The organism is Dactylosporangium sp. NPDC051541, assembly GCF_044454505.1.
Classification (GTDB): domain Bacteria; phylum Actinomycetota; class Actinomycetes; order Mycobacteriales; family Micromonosporaceae; genus Dactylosporangium.
Map to the genome: position 1 here is coordinate 1,078,078 of NZ_JBITDU010000001.1, position 18,758 is coordinate 1,096,835.

At 70.3% G+C, this 18,758-nt stretch carries 14 protein-coding genes and 1 riboswitch; of the genes, 7 read left to right on the forward strand and 7 right to left on the reverse strand.

The features are described 5' to 3' along the window. Nucleotides 1–109: 109 nt before the first annotated feature. On the reverse strand, nucleotides 110–1,585 hold the full coding sequence (gene glpK / locus ACIA8L_RS04940) for a glycerol kinase GlpK (protein WP_395900484.1): 1,476 nt from the start codon (nucleotides 1,583–1,585) through the stop codon (nucleotides 110–112). A 141-nt stretch (nucleotides 1,586–1,726) separates the two neighbouring features. On the opposite strand from glpK, the gene ACIA8L_RS04945 reads away from it, so the two are divergent. The 4 genes from ACIA8L_RS04945 to ACIA8L_RS04960 all read left to right on the forward strand — a co-directional run bounded on the left by ACIA8L_RS04945 (nucleotide 1,727) and on the right by ACIA8L_RS04960 (nucleotide 7,605). Then, nucleotides 1,727–5,101: a cyclic nucleotide-binding protein gene (locus tag ACIA8L_RS04945; protein ID WP_395900486.1), complete on the forward strand. Its 3,375-nt coding sequence runs from the start codon at nucleotides 1,727–1,729 to the stop codon at nucleotides 5,099–5,101. A 266-nt stretch (nucleotides 5,102–5,367) separates the two neighbouring features. After that, nucleotides 5,368–6,534 (forward strand): hypothetical protein, encoded by a 1,167-nt coding sequence (locus tag ACIA8L_RS04950; RefSeq protein ID WP_395900488.1) that lies wholly within the window; start codon nucleotides 5,368–5,370, stop codon nucleotides 6,532–6,534. Between the two features lie 112 nt (nucleotides 6,535–6,646). Continuing rightward, entirely contained in the window at nucleotides 6,647–7,048 is a 402-nt protein-coding gene (locus ACIA8L_RS04955) for a hypothetical protein (protein WP_395900490.1), read from the forward strand. Between the two features lie 401 nt (nucleotides 7,049–7,449). Then, entirely contained in the window at nucleotides 7,450–7,605 is a 156-nt protein-coding gene (locus ACIA8L_RS04960) for a hypothetical protein (protein WP_395900492.1), read from the forward strand. Here the strand turns inward: ACIA8L_RS04960 and ACIA8L_RS04965 are convergent. The 3 genes from ACIA8L_RS04965 to ACIA8L_RS04975 form a co-directional block, all read right to left on the reverse strand. Continuing rightward, complete coding sequence (locus ACIA8L_RS04965; protein WP_395900494.1) at nucleotides 7,566–9,674, reverse strand: putative bifunctional diguanylate cyclase/phosphodiesterase; 2,109 nt, start codon at nucleotides 9,672–9,674, stop codon at nucleotides 7,566–7,568. The genes ACIA8L_RS04960 and ACIA8L_RS04965 overlap by 40 nt on opposite strands. An 11-nt stretch (nucleotides 9,675–9,685) precedes the next feature. Then, nucleotides 9,686–10,498 (reverse strand): SAM-dependent methyltransferase, encoded by an 813-nt coding sequence (locus ACIA8L_RS04970; protein WP_395900496.1) that lies wholly within the window; start codon nucleotides 10,496–10,498, stop codon nucleotides 9,686–9,688. A 94-nt stretch (nucleotides 10,499–10,592) separates the two neighbouring features. Next, on the reverse strand, nucleotides 10,593–12,443 hold the full coding sequence (locus ACIA8L_RS04975; RefSeq protein ID WP_395900498.1) for a bifunctional metallophosphatase/5'-nucleotidase: 1,851 nt from the start codon (nucleotides 12,441–12,443) through the stop codon (nucleotides 10,593–10,595). 226 nt (nucleotides 12,444–12,669) lie between these two features. Here ACIA8L_RS04975 and ACIA8L_RS04980 point away from each other — a divergent pair, with 226 nt between their 5' ends. The 3 genes from ACIA8L_RS04980 to ACIA8L_RS04990 all read left to right on the forward strand — a co-directional run bounded on the left by ACIA8L_RS04980 (nucleotide 12,670) and on the right by ACIA8L_RS04990 (nucleotide 16,117). Continuing rightward, nucleotides 12,670–13,602, forward strand: coding sequence for a hypothetical protein (locus ACIA8L_RS04980; RefSeq protein WP_395900500.1), 933 nt, complete (start codon nucleotides 12,670–12,672; stop codon nucleotides 13,600–13,602). Nucleotides 13,603–13,847: 245 nt separating this feature from the next. After that, complete coding sequence (locus ACIA8L_RS04985; protein ID WP_395900502.1) at nucleotides 13,848–14,828, forward strand: NAD-dependent epimerase/dehydratase family protein; 981 nt, start codon at nucleotides 13,848–13,850, stop codon at nucleotides 14,826–14,828. Between the two features lie 365 nt (nucleotides 14,829–15,193). Then, nucleotides 15,194–16,117, forward strand: coding sequence for an RNA polymerase sigma factor RpoD/SigA (locus tag ACIA8L_RS04990; RefSeq protein ID WP_395900504.1), 924 nt, complete (start codon nucleotides 15,194–15,196; stop codon nucleotides 16,115–16,117). A gap of 56 nt (nucleotides 16,118–16,173) precedes the next feature. Here ACIA8L_RS04990 and ACIA8L_RS04995 read toward each other — a convergent pair whose 3' ends face one another. The 3 genes from ACIA8L_RS04995 to ACIA8L_RS05005 form a co-directional block, all read right to left on the reverse strand. Further along, nucleotides 16,174–16,584, reverse strand: a complete 411-nt coding sequence (locus ACIA8L_RS04995) for a hypothetical protein (RefSeq protein WP_395900506.1) — start codon at nucleotides 16,582–16,584, stop codon at nucleotides 16,174–16,176. A gap of 54 nt (nucleotides 16,585–16,638) precedes the next feature. Further along, a complete protein-coding gene (locus ACIA8L_RS05000; protein ID WP_395900508.1) occupies nucleotides 16,639–17,421 on the reverse strand; it encodes a methyltransferase domain-containing protein in 783 nt (260 codons plus the stop codon). Between the two features lie 61 nt (nucleotides 17,422–17,482). Beyond that, complete coding sequence (locus tag ACIA8L_RS05005; RefSeq protein WP_395900510.1) at nucleotides 17,483–18,427, reverse strand: NlpC/P60 family protein; 945 nt, start codon at nucleotides 18,425–18,427, stop codon at nucleotides 17,483–17,485. Nucleotides 18,428–18,434: 7 nt separating this feature from the next. Beyond that, nucleotides 18,435–18,596: riboswitch (cyclic di-AMP (ydaO/yuaA leader) on the reverse strand. Nucleotides 18,597–18,758 lie beyond the last annotated feature (162 nt).

The window sequence follows — 18,758 nt, forward strand, 5'->3', positions numbered from 1 at the left end:
GAAAAGGCAAGCGGCGACGCACTTGGCGGAGTGCGTCGCCGCTTGCTGTGCGGCTGCGGGACGGAACGGACGTCGTGGTGAAGCCTTCCTCACCGATCTGGAAGCACCTCTAGTCGGCCCAGCCGAAGGACCTTTCGACCGCGCGGAGCCACAGGGCGTGGCCGCGGTCGCGTTGGTCGGCGGGCATGGACGGGTCCCAGCGCTGGTCGAGTTGCCACTTGTCGCGGAGGGTTTCCGTGTCGGGCCAGAAGCCTACGGCCAGGCCGGCCGCGTAGGCCGCGCCCAGGGCTGTGGTCTCGGCGACCGTCGGGCGGACCACCGGCACGTCGAGGACGTCGGCCTGGAAGGCCATGAGCAGGTTGCTCGCCGTCATGCCGCCGTCGACCTTGAGGGTTTCCAGGGGGACCGCCGACTCGGCCATCATCGCGTCGACCACGTCCTTGACCTGCCAGGCCGTCGCTTCCAGGGCGGCGCGGGCCAGGTGGCCCTTGGTGACGTAGCCGGTGAGGCCGGTGATGACGCCGCGGGCGTCGGGGCGCCAGTGCGGGGCGAACAGGCCCGCGAAGGCGGGGACGATGTAGCAGCCGCCGTTGTCCTCGACGGTCGCGGCCAGGTCGTTGATCTCGGGGGCGGAGGCGATCAGGCCCAGGTTGTCGCGCAGCCACTGCACGAGGGAGCCGGTGATCGCGATCGAGCCTTCCAGGGCGTACACCGGGTCGGCGTCGCCGATGCGGTAGCCGACCGTGGTCACCAGGCCGCGCTCGCTCGACACCGGTCGGGTGCCGGTGTTGAGCAGCAGGAACGAGCCGGTGCCGTAGGTGCACTTGGCCTCGCCGGGGGAGAAGCAGGCCTGGCCGAAGAGCGCCGCCTGCTGGTCGCCGAGCGCGCTGGCCACCGGCACGCCGTGCAGCATCGTTTTCGCCTCGCCGTACACGTACGACGACGAGCCGATCTCCGGCAGCATGACCCGCGGGATGCCGAACGCCGCCAGCAGTTCGTCGTCCCAGTCCAGCGTGGTCAGGTTCATGAGCATGGTCCGGCTGGCGTTGGTCACGTCGGTGACGTGCCGGCCGGTGAGCTTCTCGATGAGCCAGGTGTCGACGGTGCCGAAGTGGATCTCGCCGGCCTCGGCCCGGGCGCGCAGGCCGGGGACGTTGTCGAGCAGCCAGACCACCTTGGGGGCGGCGAAGTAGGTGGCCAGGGGCAGGCCGCAGCGGTCGCGGAAGCGGTCCGGGCCCGCGTCGCCGGCCAGAGTGCGGATGAGGGCGTCGGTGCGGGTGTCCTGCCAGACGATCGCCGGATGCACCGGTTCGCCGGTGCGGGCGTCCCACAGGATCGTGGTCTCGCGCTGGTTGGTGATGCCGATGGCGGCGACATCGGCGCGGGAGAGTCCGGCCTGGTCCAGGGCCCGGGTCGACACGGCCTGGACGTTGTGCCAGATCTCGACCGGGTCGTGTTCGACCCAGCCGGGGCGGGGGAAGCTCTGGCGGTGTTCGCGCTGGTCAAGCGCCACGATGGCGCCGTCGGCGTCGAACACGATCGCACGGGTGGAGGTCGTGCCCTGGTCGATGGCGAGGATGTACACAGTGCCATCTTCGCCGAAGGTCTGTCACGTTCGGGACGGAACCTTTTCCGGCCTCTCGCAATCGGCTTAGAGTCCGTGGCCGGAACCCTGCCCGAACCCCACGAGCGGCATGACGCTACGCCGCCGGACCAGGAGCTATTAGTGGCCGTCATTGAGACGCGCATCAGTGTCTGGGAGGCACTGGCCGGGCGCGCCCCGGGAGCACCGCTCGGCCCGGCCGACATCGGCCTGTGGCACGCGGTCTCGGACCGGCTCAATCCGGCCCGCGCCCGGCCGGTGCTGCGCGAGGGCGTGGAGGCGGTCACGCTCACGTCGGCCCGCGGCATCGAGTACGTCATGCTGCGCTCGCCCGACCGCGGCGAGTCGAGCTACCTGCGCCTGACGCCGGAGGAGTGGCGGCTCGCCCAGTTCATGGACGGCAGCCGGACCGTGGCCCGCCTGGTCGCCGAGTTCGCCCGGATCTGCGGCCGGCTCGCGCCCGACCAGGTCACCCGGATCGTCGCCGACCTCGCCGGCAACCGGATGCTGGCCGAGCTGCCCGTCGACGCGTTCTCCAAGCTGGAGCGGATGCACCGCCGCCCGTGGCCGCTGCGGCTGGGCAAGGGCATCGTGGCCACCGCCCAGGGCCGCCGGGTCGTGCTGGCCCGGGTCGACCCGATCGTCACGTTCCTGTACAAGGCCGGTGGCCGGCTCTTCTTCACCCGGATCATGGCCGTGCTCTGCGGCCTGATCGCGCTGGCCGGCCTGGGCGTGTTCGTGTGGAACTGGTTCCGCGCCGACCAGTCGGTGTTCCTCACCAACGACTCCTACTTCGCCGGCGCCCTCGTGCTCCTCGGCCTCAATGTGCTGGCGCTGGGCTGTCATGAGCTCGGGCACGCGCTGGGGGCCAAACACGCGGGCCGGCGAGTACCAGTGGCCGGATTTTTGGTGTATTTCGGCATTCCGTCGGTCTTCGTCGACACCACCGACGTGTGGATGGCGGGGCGCCGGGCCCGGTTGGTGACCACCATCGCCGGCCCCGCGACCGGCCTGATCCTGGCCGGTGCCTGCCAGCTCGTCGGTGTGTTCTTCCCCGAGCTGCAACCCTGGACGTTCAAGCTGGCGTTCGCGTGGTACCTCAACGCTCTGTTCAACCTGAACCCGTTCATGGCCCTCGATGGCTACTACCTGCTGATGGACTGGCTGGAAGTACCGAATCTGCGGGCTCGTGGTTTGGCTTGGGTTCTCGCCCGGCTGCGCCGCCGGCCGCCGCGCTTCGGGGAGCTGGACCGGGAGGGGCGGCTCGTCGCGCTCTACGGGATGCTCGCCATCGTCTGGATCGCGATCGCCGTCAACCTCGTCTACCGGGTGTACACCGACCGCGTCGCCGGGGTCGTGACCGGCCTCTGGGGCGCCGGGTGGCTGGCCCGGGGCCTGCTCGCCGTGATCGTCGTGGGGCTGCTGGCGCCGGTGGTGTACCTCTTCTTCGGCTGGCTGCGCCGACGGGGGCGCCGGGTCCGGGACCGCTTGGGTGAGCGCAAACTGGTCCGCGACGAGCCGCGCCGGTTCGCCGCGCTGAGCTCCTCGGCGCTGTCCAACCTGCCCCCGGACGCGCTCGCCCGGCTGGCCGGCGACGCCCGCTGGGTCCACCCGCGCACCGGAGATCAACTGGTCTTCGCCGGGGCCGCGCAGTCCTCGGTGTTCGTCGTCGTCGACGGGGCATTGGAAGCCAGAAGACCAGGCGATCCCAGTGGTACCGTCCGGGAGCGCGTCGGCCGCGGCGGCGTCGTCGGTCTCGCCAACGCGCTGACCGGCGCCCCGGCCGCGCTGGGCTGGATGACCGCCGGCACCACGCTGCTGGCCATCCCGTCCTCGACGGTCTCGGCCGCCATCGGCCCGCTGCCCGGCCCGCCGCCGGTGGAACGGGCCGAGCTGGAGGCCCTCATCACGCAGACCCCGGCCCTGTCCGCCCTCGGCCCCGAGGACCGCCTCGGCCTGCTCACCCGGGCCCGCCCGATGCACCTCGGCCCCGGCCAGCCCGTCGTCCTGCGCACCGGCAACGACGCGCTGGTCGTCGAGTCCGGCTCGCTGCAGCTGCCCGAGGGGATCGAGCTGCACCGCGGCTCCATGATCGGCCCGTACGGCGACGGCTCGCCCGGCCAGGTCGCCACCGCCCGCACCCCGGCCCGGGCCTGGCTGCTGCCCGCCGTCGCCGGCCTGCCGCTGTTGCTGGGCCGCCAGGCCGACGCGGTCGCCGCCGGTGGCCGCCGCCCGATGCACGGCGCCCACCCGATCTCGAACTACCCGCCGCTGGCCTCCCCGCCCGGCCCGCCGCCGCCGGCCGACGAGAGCGTCGACCGCCGCTTCGAGCGCCGGCTGTGGTGGCTGCTGATCCTGCTGCTGCTGTTCGCGGTGCTCCTGACCGGCGCCAACCTGTTCACCGGCCCCGTGTGGGCAGAGATGCCGACCGACAGCGCCCTGGTCACCGTCACCCGCGGTGAGGCGACGGTCCGGATCAACGGCCAGGACCGGACCCTGACCAGGAACGCCAAGGTGTACGTCCAGCAGGGCGACGCGGTCCACATGAACGTCAAGTCCACGGCGTCCCTGACCTTCCGCGGTGGCAGCGCCACGGTCCTCTGCGCCGGGGTCGACGTGCGGATCGGCACCCTGGTCAGCGGCCAGGAGACGCCGATCGAGCCGACCGCCGCGCTGAGCCTGGAGCGCGGCCGGATGCTGGTCGACACGACGAGCACGACCACGGCGTTCAAGCCGCTGCGGCTGACCGTCGGCGACGTGACGAACGAGGGCTCGGCCCGGTTCGCGCTGGCCGCGGGCAGCGACCCGGAGGTCGGCCGCGGCATCGTCAAACAGGCCGGAATCTTCGTGGACCCGACCTCGGCGGCCGACCTGACCTGCGGTGACGGGGTGGCACTGCCCAAGCCGGGGGGTACTCCGACCGTCGTGCCATCGGCCACAGACACTCCTTCGGAGCTGCCGTCGCCGAGCGACTCCCCGTCCGCGTCGGCGTCCGCCTCGAACACGCCGGAGGCCACGCCGACCCGCACCACGGGCCGCCCGACGGCCACACCGACGACGACCCCGACCCCGACGACCGCCGGCCCGCCCACCCCGACCACGGCCGCGCCGACCACCTCGCCGCCGGACACGACCGTCCCGACGGCCCGCATCACGTCGAGCGGCACGTTCTACCGCTCGTTCGTGATCGAAGGTGTCCGGCAGCCGTGCATCGAGGGCTCGCCCGACATCGGCGGCAATCCGACGTCGTCGACCGTCACCGTCACCATGATCGATGCCGGCGGGACCGCGGGGTCGCGCGTGGCGATGACCGTGGACGGCCAGCCGGTCACCGCGTCCGGCGGCAACGGCAAGTGGACCACCGTGATCGGGCCGGTCGAGGGCTACGGCGACGCGGCCACCTATACCGTCTCGGCCTCCGTCACCGACGCCGCCGGCAACAAGTCCGGCGAGGTATCGACCAAGGTCTCCGTTCGTTCGTGCACATACATCGGCTAGGTTTGGAGCTCAGGTGCTTTGTTGGTTCTGCGCCAAAGCGGCGCGGGGGTCGTGCCGGTTCTGCGGCCGGGGGCTGTGTGAGGACCACGCGAAGTTCGGCCCCTACCTGCTGGAGGTGCACCGGTCGCAGCGCCGCGGACGAGCGGAGGGGCTCGTCGTGGAGGACGCGGTGCAGTGCGGGACGTGCCGGCCGCGCCCGCAACCGATACCGATGCCTGAGCTCGACTGAGCTCAGCGGGGTACACAATCTGGGGGGAAAAATCGCGATGTCCGACTTCGATGAGGTGCTCGAGCGCCTGCTCGGCGATCCCGCGTTCAAGCAACAGCTGGCGGTCGATCCGGCCCGGGCCCTGTCCGGGTACCACCTGACCCCCGACGAGCTGGACATCCTGCGGACCCAGCTCGGCGACGCGGGCGGGCAGAGCCACGTGGAGCAGCGCACCAGCAAGGCCAGCATGTTCGGGGTGTTCTCCTCGATCGGCTCCGGCCTCGGCGACGTACTGCACGGGCACGGCGCCGGCGTCGCGCACGACACCGGCGTCGCGCACGGCCTCGGCTCCGGTCCCGGCACGTCGGGGGGCGGCGCCGGGGCCGACCTGGGGCAGCGGATGCATGACGTCGTCGACCAGCAGTACGGCGGCGGTCGCCACGCCGCCGTCGAGCCCGCCGACGCCGCCCAGGGCACCTCGATCAGCCACGCCGTGCAGGACGTCGGCGGTGGCGGCGGGCGGCACGCGGCGGAGGGGATCTCGTCGTCCTCGTACGAGTCTTCGTCGTCCTCGTCTTCTTTTTCGTCTTCTTCGGAGGTGCACTCGTCGGGCACCGTCTACCGGGCCAGCACGTACACCGGTGGCACGGGTGGGCTTCCGCAGGAGCCTTCGGGGGCGGCGGGCGCCGCGGCCGGCCTGGCCGGTTACCAGCCCGGCGATGCGTCAGGCGTCGCCGGTGGCCTCGCCGGGTATCAGCCGGACGCGGGTCAGGGCGGGGGTAGTGGGGTCGCCGCCGGTTTGCACGACTTCGGCGCGCAGTCGCCGGGTCAGGGTGGCAGCGGGCTCGGGGCCGGGCTGAACGACATCGCCGCGCAGCACCCGGGCCAGAGCGCCGGGGGAGTTGGCGGTGGCCTCGCGGGGTTCGCGCAGCACGCCGGCCAGGCGCAGGTGCCGGGGGCGGCGCCGACCGACGGATATCAGACCCGGGTGGACTGGGACGGCGACGGCCGCTGGGACCAGCACACCTACGTCAACCGCCCCGACGGCGGCGTCGACATCGTGGTCGACGCGGACGGCGACGGCCGGGCCGAGTTCATCGGCCACGACACCGACCGCGACGGCCTGATCAACTCCTCCGAGGTCGACACCGATCGCGACGGCGTGATGGACGCTCGCTACGAGGACGTCAACGGCGACGGCTGGCTGGACCGCCGAACCCGCTGACCGGTTGCCGAGCGTGAGTGGCACGTTTCCGGGAGCCGCCCGCGCCGCCTGTTCCCTACCGTTCTAGAAGTACCGCGGGGAAGCGGTACGCCGAAGAATCCGGGAGCAGGTTATGAGCGACTTTGACCTCGACTGGGGCATGGAGCACGAACTCCACGTCGACCACGACGGTGGAGTCGATCATGTCCTGGCCGACAACCACGCCTTCGACGGCCACGACCAGGACAACGGGCAAGACCAACAAAACGGACATGACGAGCACAACGCATACAGCGACGGCCACGAGACCCACGACTTCTCCGACGACGCCGACCCCGACCTGGGCACCGACGCGCACCACGACGACCAGCCGACCCTGGACGAGCCGGACTTGGACCTGCCGGACTGGCAGCTGGACACGGACTTCCTGGACGGCCACTACGACCTGGTCGGCGCCGACCCGCACGAGAACGACATGTGGTCGCAGTTCATGACCGACATGCACGAAGAGGTCAACCCGTACGCCGCCAACTGATCCTGGGCGGTGCGCTCCGGAGCGCACCGCCCTGTGTTGCTGGCTCGCTTCGCTCGCGTCGGGGAGACTTCGCCTCCACCGAACCCCTCGCGATCCTCGCCACCATGTGCGGGCCGGCCGGAGTGGTCAGGGCTTTGCTGTGTTGCTGGCTCGCTTCGCTCGCGTCGGGGAGACTTCGCCTCCACCGAACCCCTCGCGATCCTCGCCACCATGTGCGGGCCGGCCGGAGCGGTCAGGGCCTTGCGCTCATGCCGCTCGTCGGTTCTCGTGCTTCCGTCTATTCCGGATTTATCCGGCGCTGGCGCGCCAGATAAATCTGACTTATACCCTGCCGGGCGGCATATCGCCTGGCTGGCGAAAAATCCGATATGTCGAGCGAAGCGGGGCACGGAGTGTCCGACATGTCGGTCAAGCGCAGCGCGGCACGCGTGCTCGACATGTCGCTCAAGCGAAGCGGGGCACGGCCGGACCGGCATATCGGATCGCTCGAGCGCGGTGAGGGCGGGATGCGGGAAGGTCAGAGCTTGATCGCGCTGGCCGGCCCGGAGCTCGCGTAATACCAGCCCTGCGCGGTGTCGCAGCCGAGCTCGAGCAGCCGCGTGGCCTGTTCCGCGGTCTCGACGCCCTCCGCCGTGACGCTCAGCTTCAGCGTGTGGGCCAGGCCGATCACGGCGGCGATGATTTCCTGGTCGACCGGGTCGGCGCCTTCCGGGGGGCGTAGGCCGGCGACGAACGAGCCGGCCAGTTTGAGGCTGTGGACGGGCAGGTTGCGCAGATACGCGAAGTTTGAGTATCCCGTGCCGAAGTCGTCGATGGCGATGCGGGGACCCAGGGCCGCGAGGGCGTTGAGGTCCTCGATCGGGTCACCGCCAGTACCCATGACGGCACTTTCGGTCAGTTCCAGTTGTAACAGCTCCGGAGGCAGGCCCGTCTGCTCCAGGATCGCGCGGACGTCCCGGACGATCGTACGGTCGCGCATCTGGCGCACGGCCAGGTTGACGCTCATGATCGGGGCCCGGTCGCCCACCGCGCGGCGCCATTCGGCGGCCTGGCGGCAGGCTTCGTGCAGGACCCAGCGGCCCAGGGGGACGATGAGGCCGGTCTCCTCGGCCATGCCGATGAACGCGTCCGGGCCGAGGACGCCGAAGCGCGGGTGGCGCCAGCGGACGAGGGCCTCGACGCCGATGGTCACGCCGTCGCTGAGACGGACCAGCGGCTGGTACTCCACGAAGAACTCCCGCCGCTCCAGCGCCGCGGGCATGGAGGCGGACAGTTCGTAGGCCTTGACCTCGCGGGCGTGCCGCTCGGCGTCGAAGAGCGCGAGGCGGTTACGGCCGTCAGCCTTGGCCCAGTAGAGGGTGGTGTCGGCGGCCTTCATGACCTCCGCGGCGCTGGTCCCGCGCAGCGGCTGCTCGACGACGCCGATGCTGGCCGAGATGCTGATCTCGTGGCCGCCGACGTGGACCGGGGCCCGGACGGTGTCGAGGGCCTTCTCGGCCACCGCGACCACGTCCTCGACGCCGCCGCACCCCTCGATGAGGACCACGAACTCGTCACCGCCCATGCGGGCCACGAGCTGGTGCTCGCCGCTGATCGAGCGGGCCAGGCGCCGGGCCACCGTCTGCAGGAGCTGGTCGCCGACGTCGTGGCCGAGGGTGTCGTTGATGACCTTGAACCCGTCGACGTCGAGGTAGCACACGCCCACGCGCGCGTCGCTGTGCTCGGCGTCCTCGAGCAGGGCGCCCAGCCGGTCGAAGAACATCGTGCGGTTGGGCAGCTGGGTGAGCGGGTCGTGGAGGGCCTGGTGGCGCAGGCGGACCTGGAGGAGGTACCGCTCGGTGATGTCCTCGAACATCGCCACGAGCCACCGGGCGCGGCCGTCCTCGTCGCGGATGATCGAGGCCACCAGGTCGGTCCACACACGATGGCCGTCCTTGTGGACGTAGGGCTTCTCGATGCGGAACTGGTCCCGCCCGCCCGAGAGAACCTCCTCGAACATGGCGCCGGCCGTCGGCGGGTCCTCCGGCAGCACGAAGTCGTCGAAGGACATGCTTCGAAGCTCTTCCGGGGTGTACCCGAGCATGTCGCACAACGCCTGGTTGACCTCGATCACCTGGCCGTCGATCGTGCTCACGCTCATGCCGATCGCGGCCCCGGCGAAGATCGCCTGGAAGCGGGCCTCGCTGACCCGGCGCCCCTCCTCGGCCCGGGCCCGGGCCCACAGCGCCGCGGTGCGGATCTCCTCCTGCTCGTCGAGCACGCGGTCGCGCAGGGCCAGCGCGTAGCCCGAGGCGAGCGCACCCTGGATCTGCGCGCACCGCTTCGTCGGCGCGTTGCCGAACTGCTCGGCCAGCACCGCGAGGGTGCGCTCCAGCGTCGTGGGCTCGGTGAAGTGCGCGGCGACCAGCGTCGAGCCGACCTCCCGCACGTCCGTGGGGTCGAACGTCTCGGCGGTCAGCGCCTGGATGAGCCGGGTCGAGAGGCTGGTCAGGAAGTCCTGCACCTCGAGACCGTTCATCGACACGTAGCTGGTGCCGGCGATGGCCAGCGACCAGGCGCGCGCCATCCGCTCGGCGGCGCGGTGCGGGCGGTCCCGGGAAGTCGGTGTGGGGCTGATGGCGGTCATGGTCGGCGGGACTAGTCCTTACGGGCCACGGCCGCGCAGCCGACCGCGTTGCCTTCGGATGGCGGCTCCTCCTCGCCGCCGTCCGGGCGCCACTCGTGCGGCGCCACGATGCCGGGCGGCAAGGGGGTCAGGTCGCCGAGCAGCGCCGCGACCTGGTCTCGGGTGCGCAGGATGAGCGGGGTGGGTGACCGGCGGTACATCTCCCAGGCCTCTTCCTCGGGCGGCGTGAGGGGCCGGTCGAGGCCGGCGTGCGAGAGGACGACGTGGCTGCCGGGCACTCCGGCGGCGGCGTAGCCCGCGACGATGTCGGCCGGGCGCTGCTCGTCGGGGACGAAGTGCAGCACCGCGGCGAGCAGGAAGGCGACCGGGCGGCTGAAGTCGAGCAGGCCCTGGACCTGCGGCTGGGCCAGCACCTCGGCCGGCGCCCGCAGGTCGGCCGCGACGACGCCGGTGCCCGGCACGTCGGCCAGGATGGCCCGGCTGTGCGCGACCGCGACCGGGTCATGGTCGACGTAGACGACCCGGCCGTCGGTGATCCCGGCGTCGATGAGCAGCTCGTGCACGTTGCCGACGGTCGGGATGCCGGAGCCGAGGTCGACGAACTGGCGCACGCCCGCCGTGGCGAGCTCCCGCACCGCCCGGCGCAGGAACGCCCGGTTGCTGCGGGCCAGCGCGGCGACGGCCGGCATGACCTTGAGGACCTGCTCGGCGAAGGCCCGGTCGGCCGCGAAGTTGTGCGATCCGCCCAGGTAGTAGTCGTAGACCCGGGCGACGCTGGGGCGGTCGAGATCGACGTCGGCCGGAGCCCAGGTGGGGCGGTCCACAGATCAACACCTCTCGACCTTGGTTCGGTACGGGGCTGAGCATACGTGTGGGCGAGCGGCGAGAGAACCCGCCGCCCGCCCAGACGAGTATCGATTAAGCGATCTTCGCGTAGCGGTTGGCCGGGCCGGGAGCAATGGGTCCGGTGGCCAGGTAGGCGGTCAGGGCGTCGATGTCGAAGCCGGGCGCGGTGACCCGGCCCGTCCCCTTCGCCAGGTTGAGGAAGCCGTCACCGCCGTTGGCCAGGAAGTCGTTCGTGGTCACCTGGTAGGTGGCCGCCGGGTCGAGCGCGACGCCGTTGAGCTTGATGTCGCTGACCTTGGACCCGACCGGCGCCGAGGCGCTGTAGGAGTAGGTGAAGCCGGCCGAGACCTGCAGCATGCGCTGGACGGTCTGGCCCTGGAAGCCCACGAACTGCTGCTCGAGGACGTCCTTGATCTGCGCACCCGTGAACGACTGCGTGACCACCAGGTTGTTGAACGGCTGGACGGTGAACGCCTCGCCGTACGTGACCTGGCCCGGAGCCTCGCCACCGGGCGAGTTGGCGTAGGTCAGCGACTGCCGGATGCCGCCCGGGTTCATGAACGCGATCTGGGCCCCCGCACCGGCCTTGGTGTAGGCCAGCTGCGCGTCGGCGATGACGTCGCCGAGCGGCGTCTCACCGGATGCGACCTGGGTCGTGGTGATGTCGGCGGTGATGCTGCCGACCACCTTGTTGGCCAGCGGGGCCACGGCGACGCGGTACTTGTCCGCGATCTTCTTCACCTTCGGGTCGACCAGCGCGGTGTTGCGGATGAAGTTGCCGGCCGCGTCCTTCTGGTACACCCCGTTGGCGTCCTTCACGCCGTTGTCGACGATCACGTTGGTGGCCGACGCGTCGACGAACTTGCGCGTCTTCTTGTCCAGCGTGACCCGGATGTCACTGACCAGCGTGCCGGCCGTGCCCGCGCTCGTCACCAGCGAGTTCTGGCCCGAGGAGTTGGGCAGCTCGCAGCTGTAGAAACGGTGGGTGTGGCCGGAGACGACGACGCCGTAGGCCGGGTTGAGGCCCTTGGTGATGTCGGTGATCGGGCCGGCGAAGTTGGCGCACCCGGACGGGTCCAGCGGCGCCGGCGGGCTGCTCTGCAGGCCACCCTCGTGCACGACCAGCACCATCGACTTGATGCCGAGCCAGTTGAGAATGGTGGCGTACTTGTTCGCGGTCTCGACCTCGTCGTGGAAGTCGACGTTCTTGATCCCCGCCGGGTTCACGATGCCGGGGGTGGCCTCGAGCGTCATGCCGACGAAGGCGACCGGCACGTTGTCGTAGAACCGGATGGTGAACGGCAGCAGGATCGGCAGGCCGTTGGACTTCTGGGTGACGTTGGCGGCGAGGTACGGGAACTTCGCCCCCGCGAACCCGTCGCCGTCCTGGCAGCCGTCGGTCGGGTGGCAGCCGCCGAACTGCATGCGGTAGAGCTCGGTGACGCCCTCGTCGAACTCGTGGTTGCCCACGGACGCGAGGTCGACGCCCATCGCGTTGAGCACCTCGATCGCCGGCTCGTCGTGGAACGCGGCGCTCACCAGCGGCGAGGCACCGATGTTGTCACCGGCGACCACCGTGTCGCTGTACTTGACGCCGGCCTTCTTGGCGTCGTCGCGCAGCTTGGTGAGGTATGTGCTGAGGTACTCCGAACCACCGGCGGGAACGCCGTTGATGAGCCCGCCACTGCCGGTCGGCGGGTCGATGTTGCCGTGGAAATCGTTGAAGCCGAGCAGCTGTGCGGTCGTCGTCGGCCCGGTCTTCTGAGCGAACGAGACCTTGGCCGGTGTCAGTGGCGTCCACTGGTCCGAGGCCTGGGAACCGCCGGTCTTGGCCAGGGGTAACAGTGCGACGACCGCGAGGGCGAGCGCCGGCACCGCGAGGTGCTGCGCGATCCGCCAGCCGCGGGCGCTGGGCTGGGCCATGATCTCTCCTTGGAGAAGGGGCACATGCGTCGATCGCCATCCTTGTCGATCGCACTCGACGTGCGCGAGCAGAAGTCGCCGTCGGGTAAATGTCTTACGGGTGAAGGCGAGGGTTATACGGAATCGGCCGTCCGAACGGGCAGTGCACGGCGGGCGACGCTGCGCTACCCGTAGGTATCGAGTACGTTCGCCGCAACGACACACCGCGGTAACGGAGGCGGTCACCATGCTGAGGCGGTTCGCGGCGCTCCTGGCCGTCATCGCATCGGCCGCCGTCACGCTGTTGATCTTCCCCGAACGGGTGAACGCCGCCGACCCGCCCGGCTGGCGCCCCGTCTTCTCCAACTCCTTCGACGACGCCGGCACCCTGCCGTTCGGCTGCTCCGCCTACGACGGCGCCCCCGAGGGCGCCCAGGCGAGCTACTTCCGCCCCGAGGCGGTCACCGTCTCCGAAGGCCACCTGCGCCTGGCCCTGCACCGCCGCACCTACGCCGGCAAGCCGTTCATCACCGGCGAGCTGCGCTGCGTCGGCGCCGCCCAGCAGTTCGGCCGCTACGAGTTCCGGGCCCGCGTCCCGGTCGGCGCCGGCATCGAGTCCGTCGCCCTGCTCCGCCCGGTCGACGGCGCCGCGGCCCAGCACGGCTCGCAGCTGGAGATCTCCGCCAAGCCGGGCGCCGAGCAGGCCGTCGTCAGCAACTCCGACGGCAGGGCCACCACGACCAACGTCCTGCCGGGCCAGTTCCGCGACTGGCACACGTACGTCATCGAGTGGGCCCCGTCCGGCTTCCGCGTCTTCATGGACGGCACCCAGCGCTCCCTGGACCCCGCGGTGTCGACGGAGCCGAGATGGTTCGGATTCGCGGTGACGACCGGCGACCGCGCCGGCACGCCCGGCTCGTCCACCACCCTGCCCGCCGAGTTCCAGATCGACTACCTGCGCATCTGGTCCTTCGAGCCCACTGACGCCGCCGCCGCACCCGCCCCGGCCGCCCAGCCGTCCACAGTGGACGCCGCCGCCGCGCGGGACTTCCCGCCGTTCAACCGTCACTGGTCCCTGTGGCTCGCCGTCGCCGCCGTCGTGATGGCCGCCGTGGCCCTCTTCTCGTTCGTGATCCACAAGACCCGCCCGCATCGCCCACCGTCGTCGCACCGGGCTTGAGCTGTTCTTTCACGACAAGTAGGGCGCTCCGCACCGTCAGCCGTCGTCGCACCGGGCCTGAGCTGGGCTTTTGCGATAAGTCGGGCGCTCCGCACCACGACTTATCGGATATATACGTCGCCGGGGTATATGTCCGAAAAGTCGAGCGAAGCGCGGCGCGGAGCGCCCGACTTTTCGTCTCACAGCGGATCCGCCAAGGGCGAACGGGCCGGTAGACACGTCGGTGGGCGGCACATCATCGGCGGATGAGAATGCTTGTGCTTGGTGGGACCGTGTTTCTCGGGCGGGCGGTTGCGCGGCAGGCCCTGCAGTTGGGGCATGAGGTCGTCTGTGCGGCGCGGGGTGAGTCCGGCGAACCCGTCGAAGGGGCGCGATTCGTTCGGGTCGATCGGGACGAGCCGGACGGGCTCGGCGCGGTCACGGGGAGCTTCGACGCGGTCGTCGACGTGGCTCGGCATCCCCGGCACGTGCGGCATGCGGTGGGGGCGCTCCACGGGCGGGTCGGGCACTACACGCTCGTCTCCAGTGGGTCCGCCTACGCCGACGCGGCCACGCCCGGGCAGGTGGCCACCACGGCGCCGTTGCTGCCGGCCGACTACGACGCGGACCCCTGGGCCGACGCGGAGGCGTACGGGCGGTGCAAGGTGGCCTGTGAGGAGTTGGCGGCCGAGGGGTTCGGGGCGGAGCGGACGTTCCTGCTGCGGGCCGGGATGATCGTCGGGCCGGAGGACCCCACGTATCGGTTCGAGTACTGGGTGCGGCGGGGGCTGCGCGGGGGCGAGACCCTCGCGCCCGGCGGGCCCGACGAGGCCGTGCAACTGGTGGACGTGCGGGACCTGGCCGACTGGATCATCGCCGCCGGCGCGGATGGGCTGGCGGGGGCGTTCGACGGGATCGGGGCGCCGATGACGCGGGCCGCGTTCCAGGCCGCGTTCTCCAGCGAGCCGGAGCTCACCTGGGTCGACCAGGAGTTTCTGCTGACCAATGACGTGGCGCCGTGGAGCGGGCCGCGGTCGCTGCCGTTCTGGCTGCCCCTGCCGGAATACGCCGGGTTCATGGCCCGGGACGTCACCCGATCGCTGGACGCCGGGCTGCGGACGCGGCCGCTCGCCGACACCGTTCGGGACACCGCGGCGGCAATTGGTGACGGATCCCACATCGAAGCGAAGAACGGTTTGGGCATCGACGAAGAGGCCCAGTTGTTGCGTGATTGGCGTCATCGCTAGGAAAAAGGCTGTCGCTTCGCCGACTGTTGCCGATGAACAACCGTGCCCACGCCGCCGCGGCAGCGTTCCGGGCCACCCGCGCGGTCGTTCCCAGGGAACTCACAGCGAATTCAGGCGTCTGGCGGGCAGGTAGACCACGTATCACTTGTTGCAACCGAAGCGAACCGGAGCAGTCTCCCGAGCGTCTAGGTAAGTGGTGCAGCTCTCAGGGGTCGTCACCGAATCGCCCCCGGGGGCGGAATTCGGAACGCACTTTGACTGTTGTGTAGGTGGCATACCCGGGGGGCACCCGTTTTAGCAGGGTGAAACGGGGAAGCGAAGGATGGAGCGGGGAGGGGCCCGAAGTGGAGAACGTGAAAGTGGAGATGCGAACCGATCCGGGTGACGCGGAGCGTGACCTGGTCGGCGTCTACCTGCATGAGATCTCCCGCACGCCGCTGCTCGACGCCGCTTCTGAGGTCGAGCTGTCCAAGGCGGTCGAGGCGGGGCTCTATGCCGAGCACCTGCTCGACAGCGACGAGATCCCCGACGGTGCGACGGCCGAGGAGCTGCAGAAGCTCGTGGCTGAAGGCGAGCGGGCGAAGGACCGGTTCATCCGGGCCAACCTGCGCCTGGTGGTGTCGATCGCGCGGCGTTACGTGCGCTCCGGCATGCCGATGCTCGACCTGATCCAGGAGGGCAACACCGGCCTGGTGCGCGCCGTGGAGAAGTTCGACTACGTGCGTGGATACAAGTTCTCGACCTACGCGACGTGGTGGATTCGCCAGGCGATCAGCCGGGCGATCGCGCAGCAGGAGCGCACCGTGCGCCTGCCCGTGCACCTCGTCGAGGACGTCAACCGGATGCGCAACGTCGCGCGTCAGCTCACCCGCGAGCTGGGCAACGAGCCGGAGCCGGAGCAGCTGGCGACCGCGCTCGGCGTGCCGGTCGAGCGGGTGCACGAGCTCATGCGCTGGTCGCAGGACACCGTGTCGCTCGACACCCCCGTGGGTGACGACGGCGACACGAGCCTGGGCGACCTGGTCTCGGACTCCGACGCGCCGTCGCCGGAGGACGTGGTCCTGGCCGCACTGGAGCGGCAGCGGATCGAGGGCCTGCTCAACCACCTCGACGACCGGTCGGCCGGCATCATGCGGGCCCGCTACGGCCTCGAGGACGGCCGCGAGCACTCGCTGACCGAGGTCGCGTCCCGGTTCTCGCTGTCCCGCGAGCGCATCCGCCAGCTCGAGATCCAGGCGCTCGGCCGCCTGCGCGAACTGGCCCGCGCCGAGGGCCTGGCCGCCGCATAACCCCCTAGATACGGCAAAGCCCCAGGTCACTGTCGACCTGGGGCTTTTTCACAATCTCAGTACGGGTTGCCGCACTGCTTCCACGAGCCGTTCTCCTTGACCAGCTCGAAGTCGTGCTTGATCTTGCCGCTCTTCGTGGTGATGGTGCCGGAGATGGTGGCCGTCTCGTGGCCGTTGTCGTTGCTGTAGGAGCCGCCCCACGAGAAGTCGTGCGCGGTAGGGGCGTTCTTCTGCACAAAAGCCGCGAAAGCCGCCGAGTCGTACCGCTCCCGCGCGTCCGTGCACAGCATGTCGTAGGCGGCCTTCGTGTTGCCGCCCTCCAGTGCGACCAGGAAGTCGGCGGTCGCGGCCTTGGGCGCGTCCGTGGCCTTGCCGATGACAAAGAAGACCCCGCCGAAGATGCCCGCGAAGCACAGCACGAAGGCACCGATCGCCGAGAAAAGGATGATCTTCCAGGTTCTACTCACGCGCGCCAGCGTAGGGATCTTCAAAACCCGGCGATGTAAGCCACCCGACGCGGCTCATGCCCTATGTGCGACCACGAAGAGGCGCGGGAACGGCAGGATCGTGCCGAAGGGCTCGGGCGGGTACACCCGGCGCAGGTATTGCCGCATCTCCGACGTGAACGCGTCGAGGTCGGCCCCGGACAGCGCGTCGAGGTAGGGCCGCAGCCCGGTCCCCTTGAACCACTCGAAGACGGGGTCCTCGCCCGGCAGCACGTGGTAGTAGGTCGTCTCCCAGGCGTCGACGGTCAGGCCGGCCGTGGACAGTAACCGTACGTAGTCGGTCGCGGGCAGGACCGGGCTGGCCGAGCGGGGCCCGGTGGCGTCCATCGCGCCGGCCAGGGTCGCCGCCCACCGCCCCGAAGCCGCGACCTCCCCGAAGCCCGGATCAAAGGTGGAGACCGGCACCTGGAATGCGAGGGTGCCGCCGTCGTCGAGCGCGGCCGCCCAGAGCGGCAGGAGCATTTCGTGGTCCGGTACCCACTGGAGTGAGGCGTTGGCCACGACAACGTCCACAGAGCCGCGCTGGGGCCGCCACTGCCCGGCGTCGGCGAGCTGGAACCGCAGCTGCGGCGTCGCCAGCGACGAAGCCGCCGCGATCATCGCGGCCGAGGAGTCCAGGCCGAGGACGGCGGCGTCGGGCCAGCGCTCGGCGAGCGTGGCGGTCATCGTGCCGGGGCCGCAGCCGAGGTCCACGACGGCCACCGCCGACGTGGTGGGGATTCGGGCGACGAGCTCACGGAAGGGCCGGGCGCGCTCCTCGGCGAAGCGCTCGTACTGCTGCGGGTCCCAGGAGGCCATGGCCCCAATGATGCAGGGCCGCTCTTCCGGAGAAGAACGGCCCCGCAGCAAATACAGCGTGTTACTTGACCCGGCCGTATCCGTAGATGCTGTCGACGCTCACCGACGCGTATCGCACGACGTCACCCGTGTGCGGTGCGTGGATGATCGTGTCGTTGCCGACGTAGATGCCGACGTGGCCGAGGCCGTTGTAGAAGACGAGGTCGCCCGGGGCCAGCGCGCTGCGCGGGATATGGGCCACCTTGCTCCACTGACTGGCCGCGTTGTGCGGCAGGCTCACTCCCGCGGCTGCCCACGCGGCCATGGTGAGGCCGGAGCAGTCGAACGAGTTGGGGCCGGCGGCACCGTACACGTACGGCTTGCCGAGCTTGCTCTTGGCGTAGTTCACGGCGGCGCCGGCGTTGCCGGAGACGGCCGGCAGGGTGCCCGGGTTGTAGTTCGCCCCGGTGACCTTGGTGCTGCCCGCGTTCTTGGCCTTCTTCTGCAGGTCCTCGAGCTTCTTGACGTCGCCCTCGATCTGCTTGCGCTTGTTCTCGAAGTCGGCCTTCTGCGTGTTCTGGGCCGCGATCGTCTGGTCCAGGTTGGCCTTGGCCGCCTTGTACTCCTCGATGCTCTTCTGCTGCTGATGCGTGATCTGCTGCAGCATCGACATCTGGTCGATCAGCGAGCCCGACGACGTCGCGTTGAGCATGGCGTTGAGGTTGCGCATCTTGCCGTTGCTCTTGAACGCCTCGATCGCGATGGCCTGCACGCCCGCGCTGGTGTCGGACACGTGCTTCTCGAGGTCGGCCGCCTTGGCCTGCGAGTCGGCCATGTCGATGTTGAGCTTGTTCCAGTTCTCGATGGTGAGCTCGAGGTCGTCGTTCTGCTGCTTGAGCTGCGCCTCGATCTCGGCCAGCGAGGGGTCGGCGTGTGCGACCGTGGCGGGTGCGAGCACGGCGAGGGAGATGAACCCGATCGCCAGGGTCCGCAGCACCGACCGGCGGGCACGATGTCCAGTGGACAAGGAAAGACCCTTCATGCACCGACCGCCTACCGGGTTAGCTGACGGGTTCGGGCGAGAAGAGAGCGCCCTACCGCAGCGTCGCGGATTCACCCCAGAAACGTGGGTCCCCGGTTCGATGCGCGCGCCCGGAGGGGTGGGTGCGCACAACTCGATTCGGCGGCGCTTGCCCGGCGCCATCCGGGGTGGATGACGGACTGCCGAGCAGGCCAGCGCCTAACTTAACGTGATCACCGGCCGGGCGAAAGGCGTGCGTCCCGCTCGATAGCTAATGACCGGAAAGTCCAAATTACTGGTGGTTGGTACGCGATACCGCACCGTGACTTTGGTGCCG

What these genes read in the sequence shown, in the direction of transcription:
- ACIA8L_RS04950 (WP_395900488.1), top strand. Translation starts at nt 5,368, where the DNA reads ATGTCCGACTTCGATGAGGTGCTCGAGCGCCTGCTCGGCGATCCCGCG.
- ACIA8L_RS04955 (WP_395900490.1), top strand. Translation starts at nt 6,647, where the DNA reads ATGAGCGACTTTGACCTCGACTGGGGCATGGAGCACGAACTCCACGTC.
- ACIA8L_RS04960 (WP_395900492.1), top strand. Translation starts at nt 7,450, where the DNA reads ATGTCGGTCAAGCGCAGCGCGGCACGCGTGCTCGACATGTCGCTCAAG.
- ACIA8L_RS04965 (WP_395900494.1), bottom strand. Translation starts at nt 9,674, where the DNA reads ATGACCGCCATCAGCCCCACACCGACTTCCCGGGACCGCCCGCACCGC.
- ACIA8L_RS04975 (WP_395900498.1), bottom strand. Translation starts at nt 12,443, where the DNA reads ATGGCCCAGCCCAGCGCCCGCGGCTGGCGGATCGCGCAGCACCTCGCG.
- ACIA8L_RS04980 (WP_395900500.1), top strand. Translation starts at nt 12,670, where the DNA reads ATGCTGAGGCGGTTCGCGGCGCTCCTGGCCGTCATCGCATCGGCCGCC.
- ACIA8L_RS04985 (WP_395900502.1), top strand. Translation starts at nt 13,848, where the DNA reads ATGAGAATGCTTGTGCTTGGTGGGACCGTGTTTCTCGGGCGGGCGGTT.
- ACIA8L_RS04990 (WP_395900504.1), top strand. Translation starts at nt 15,194, where the DNA reads ATGCGAACCGATCCGGGTGACGCGGAGCGTGACCTGGTCGGCGTCTAC.
- ACIA8L_RS05000 (WP_395900508.1), bottom strand. Translation starts at nt 17,421, where the DNA reads ATGGCCTCCTGGGACCCGCAGCAGTACGAGCGCTTCGCCGAGGAGCGC.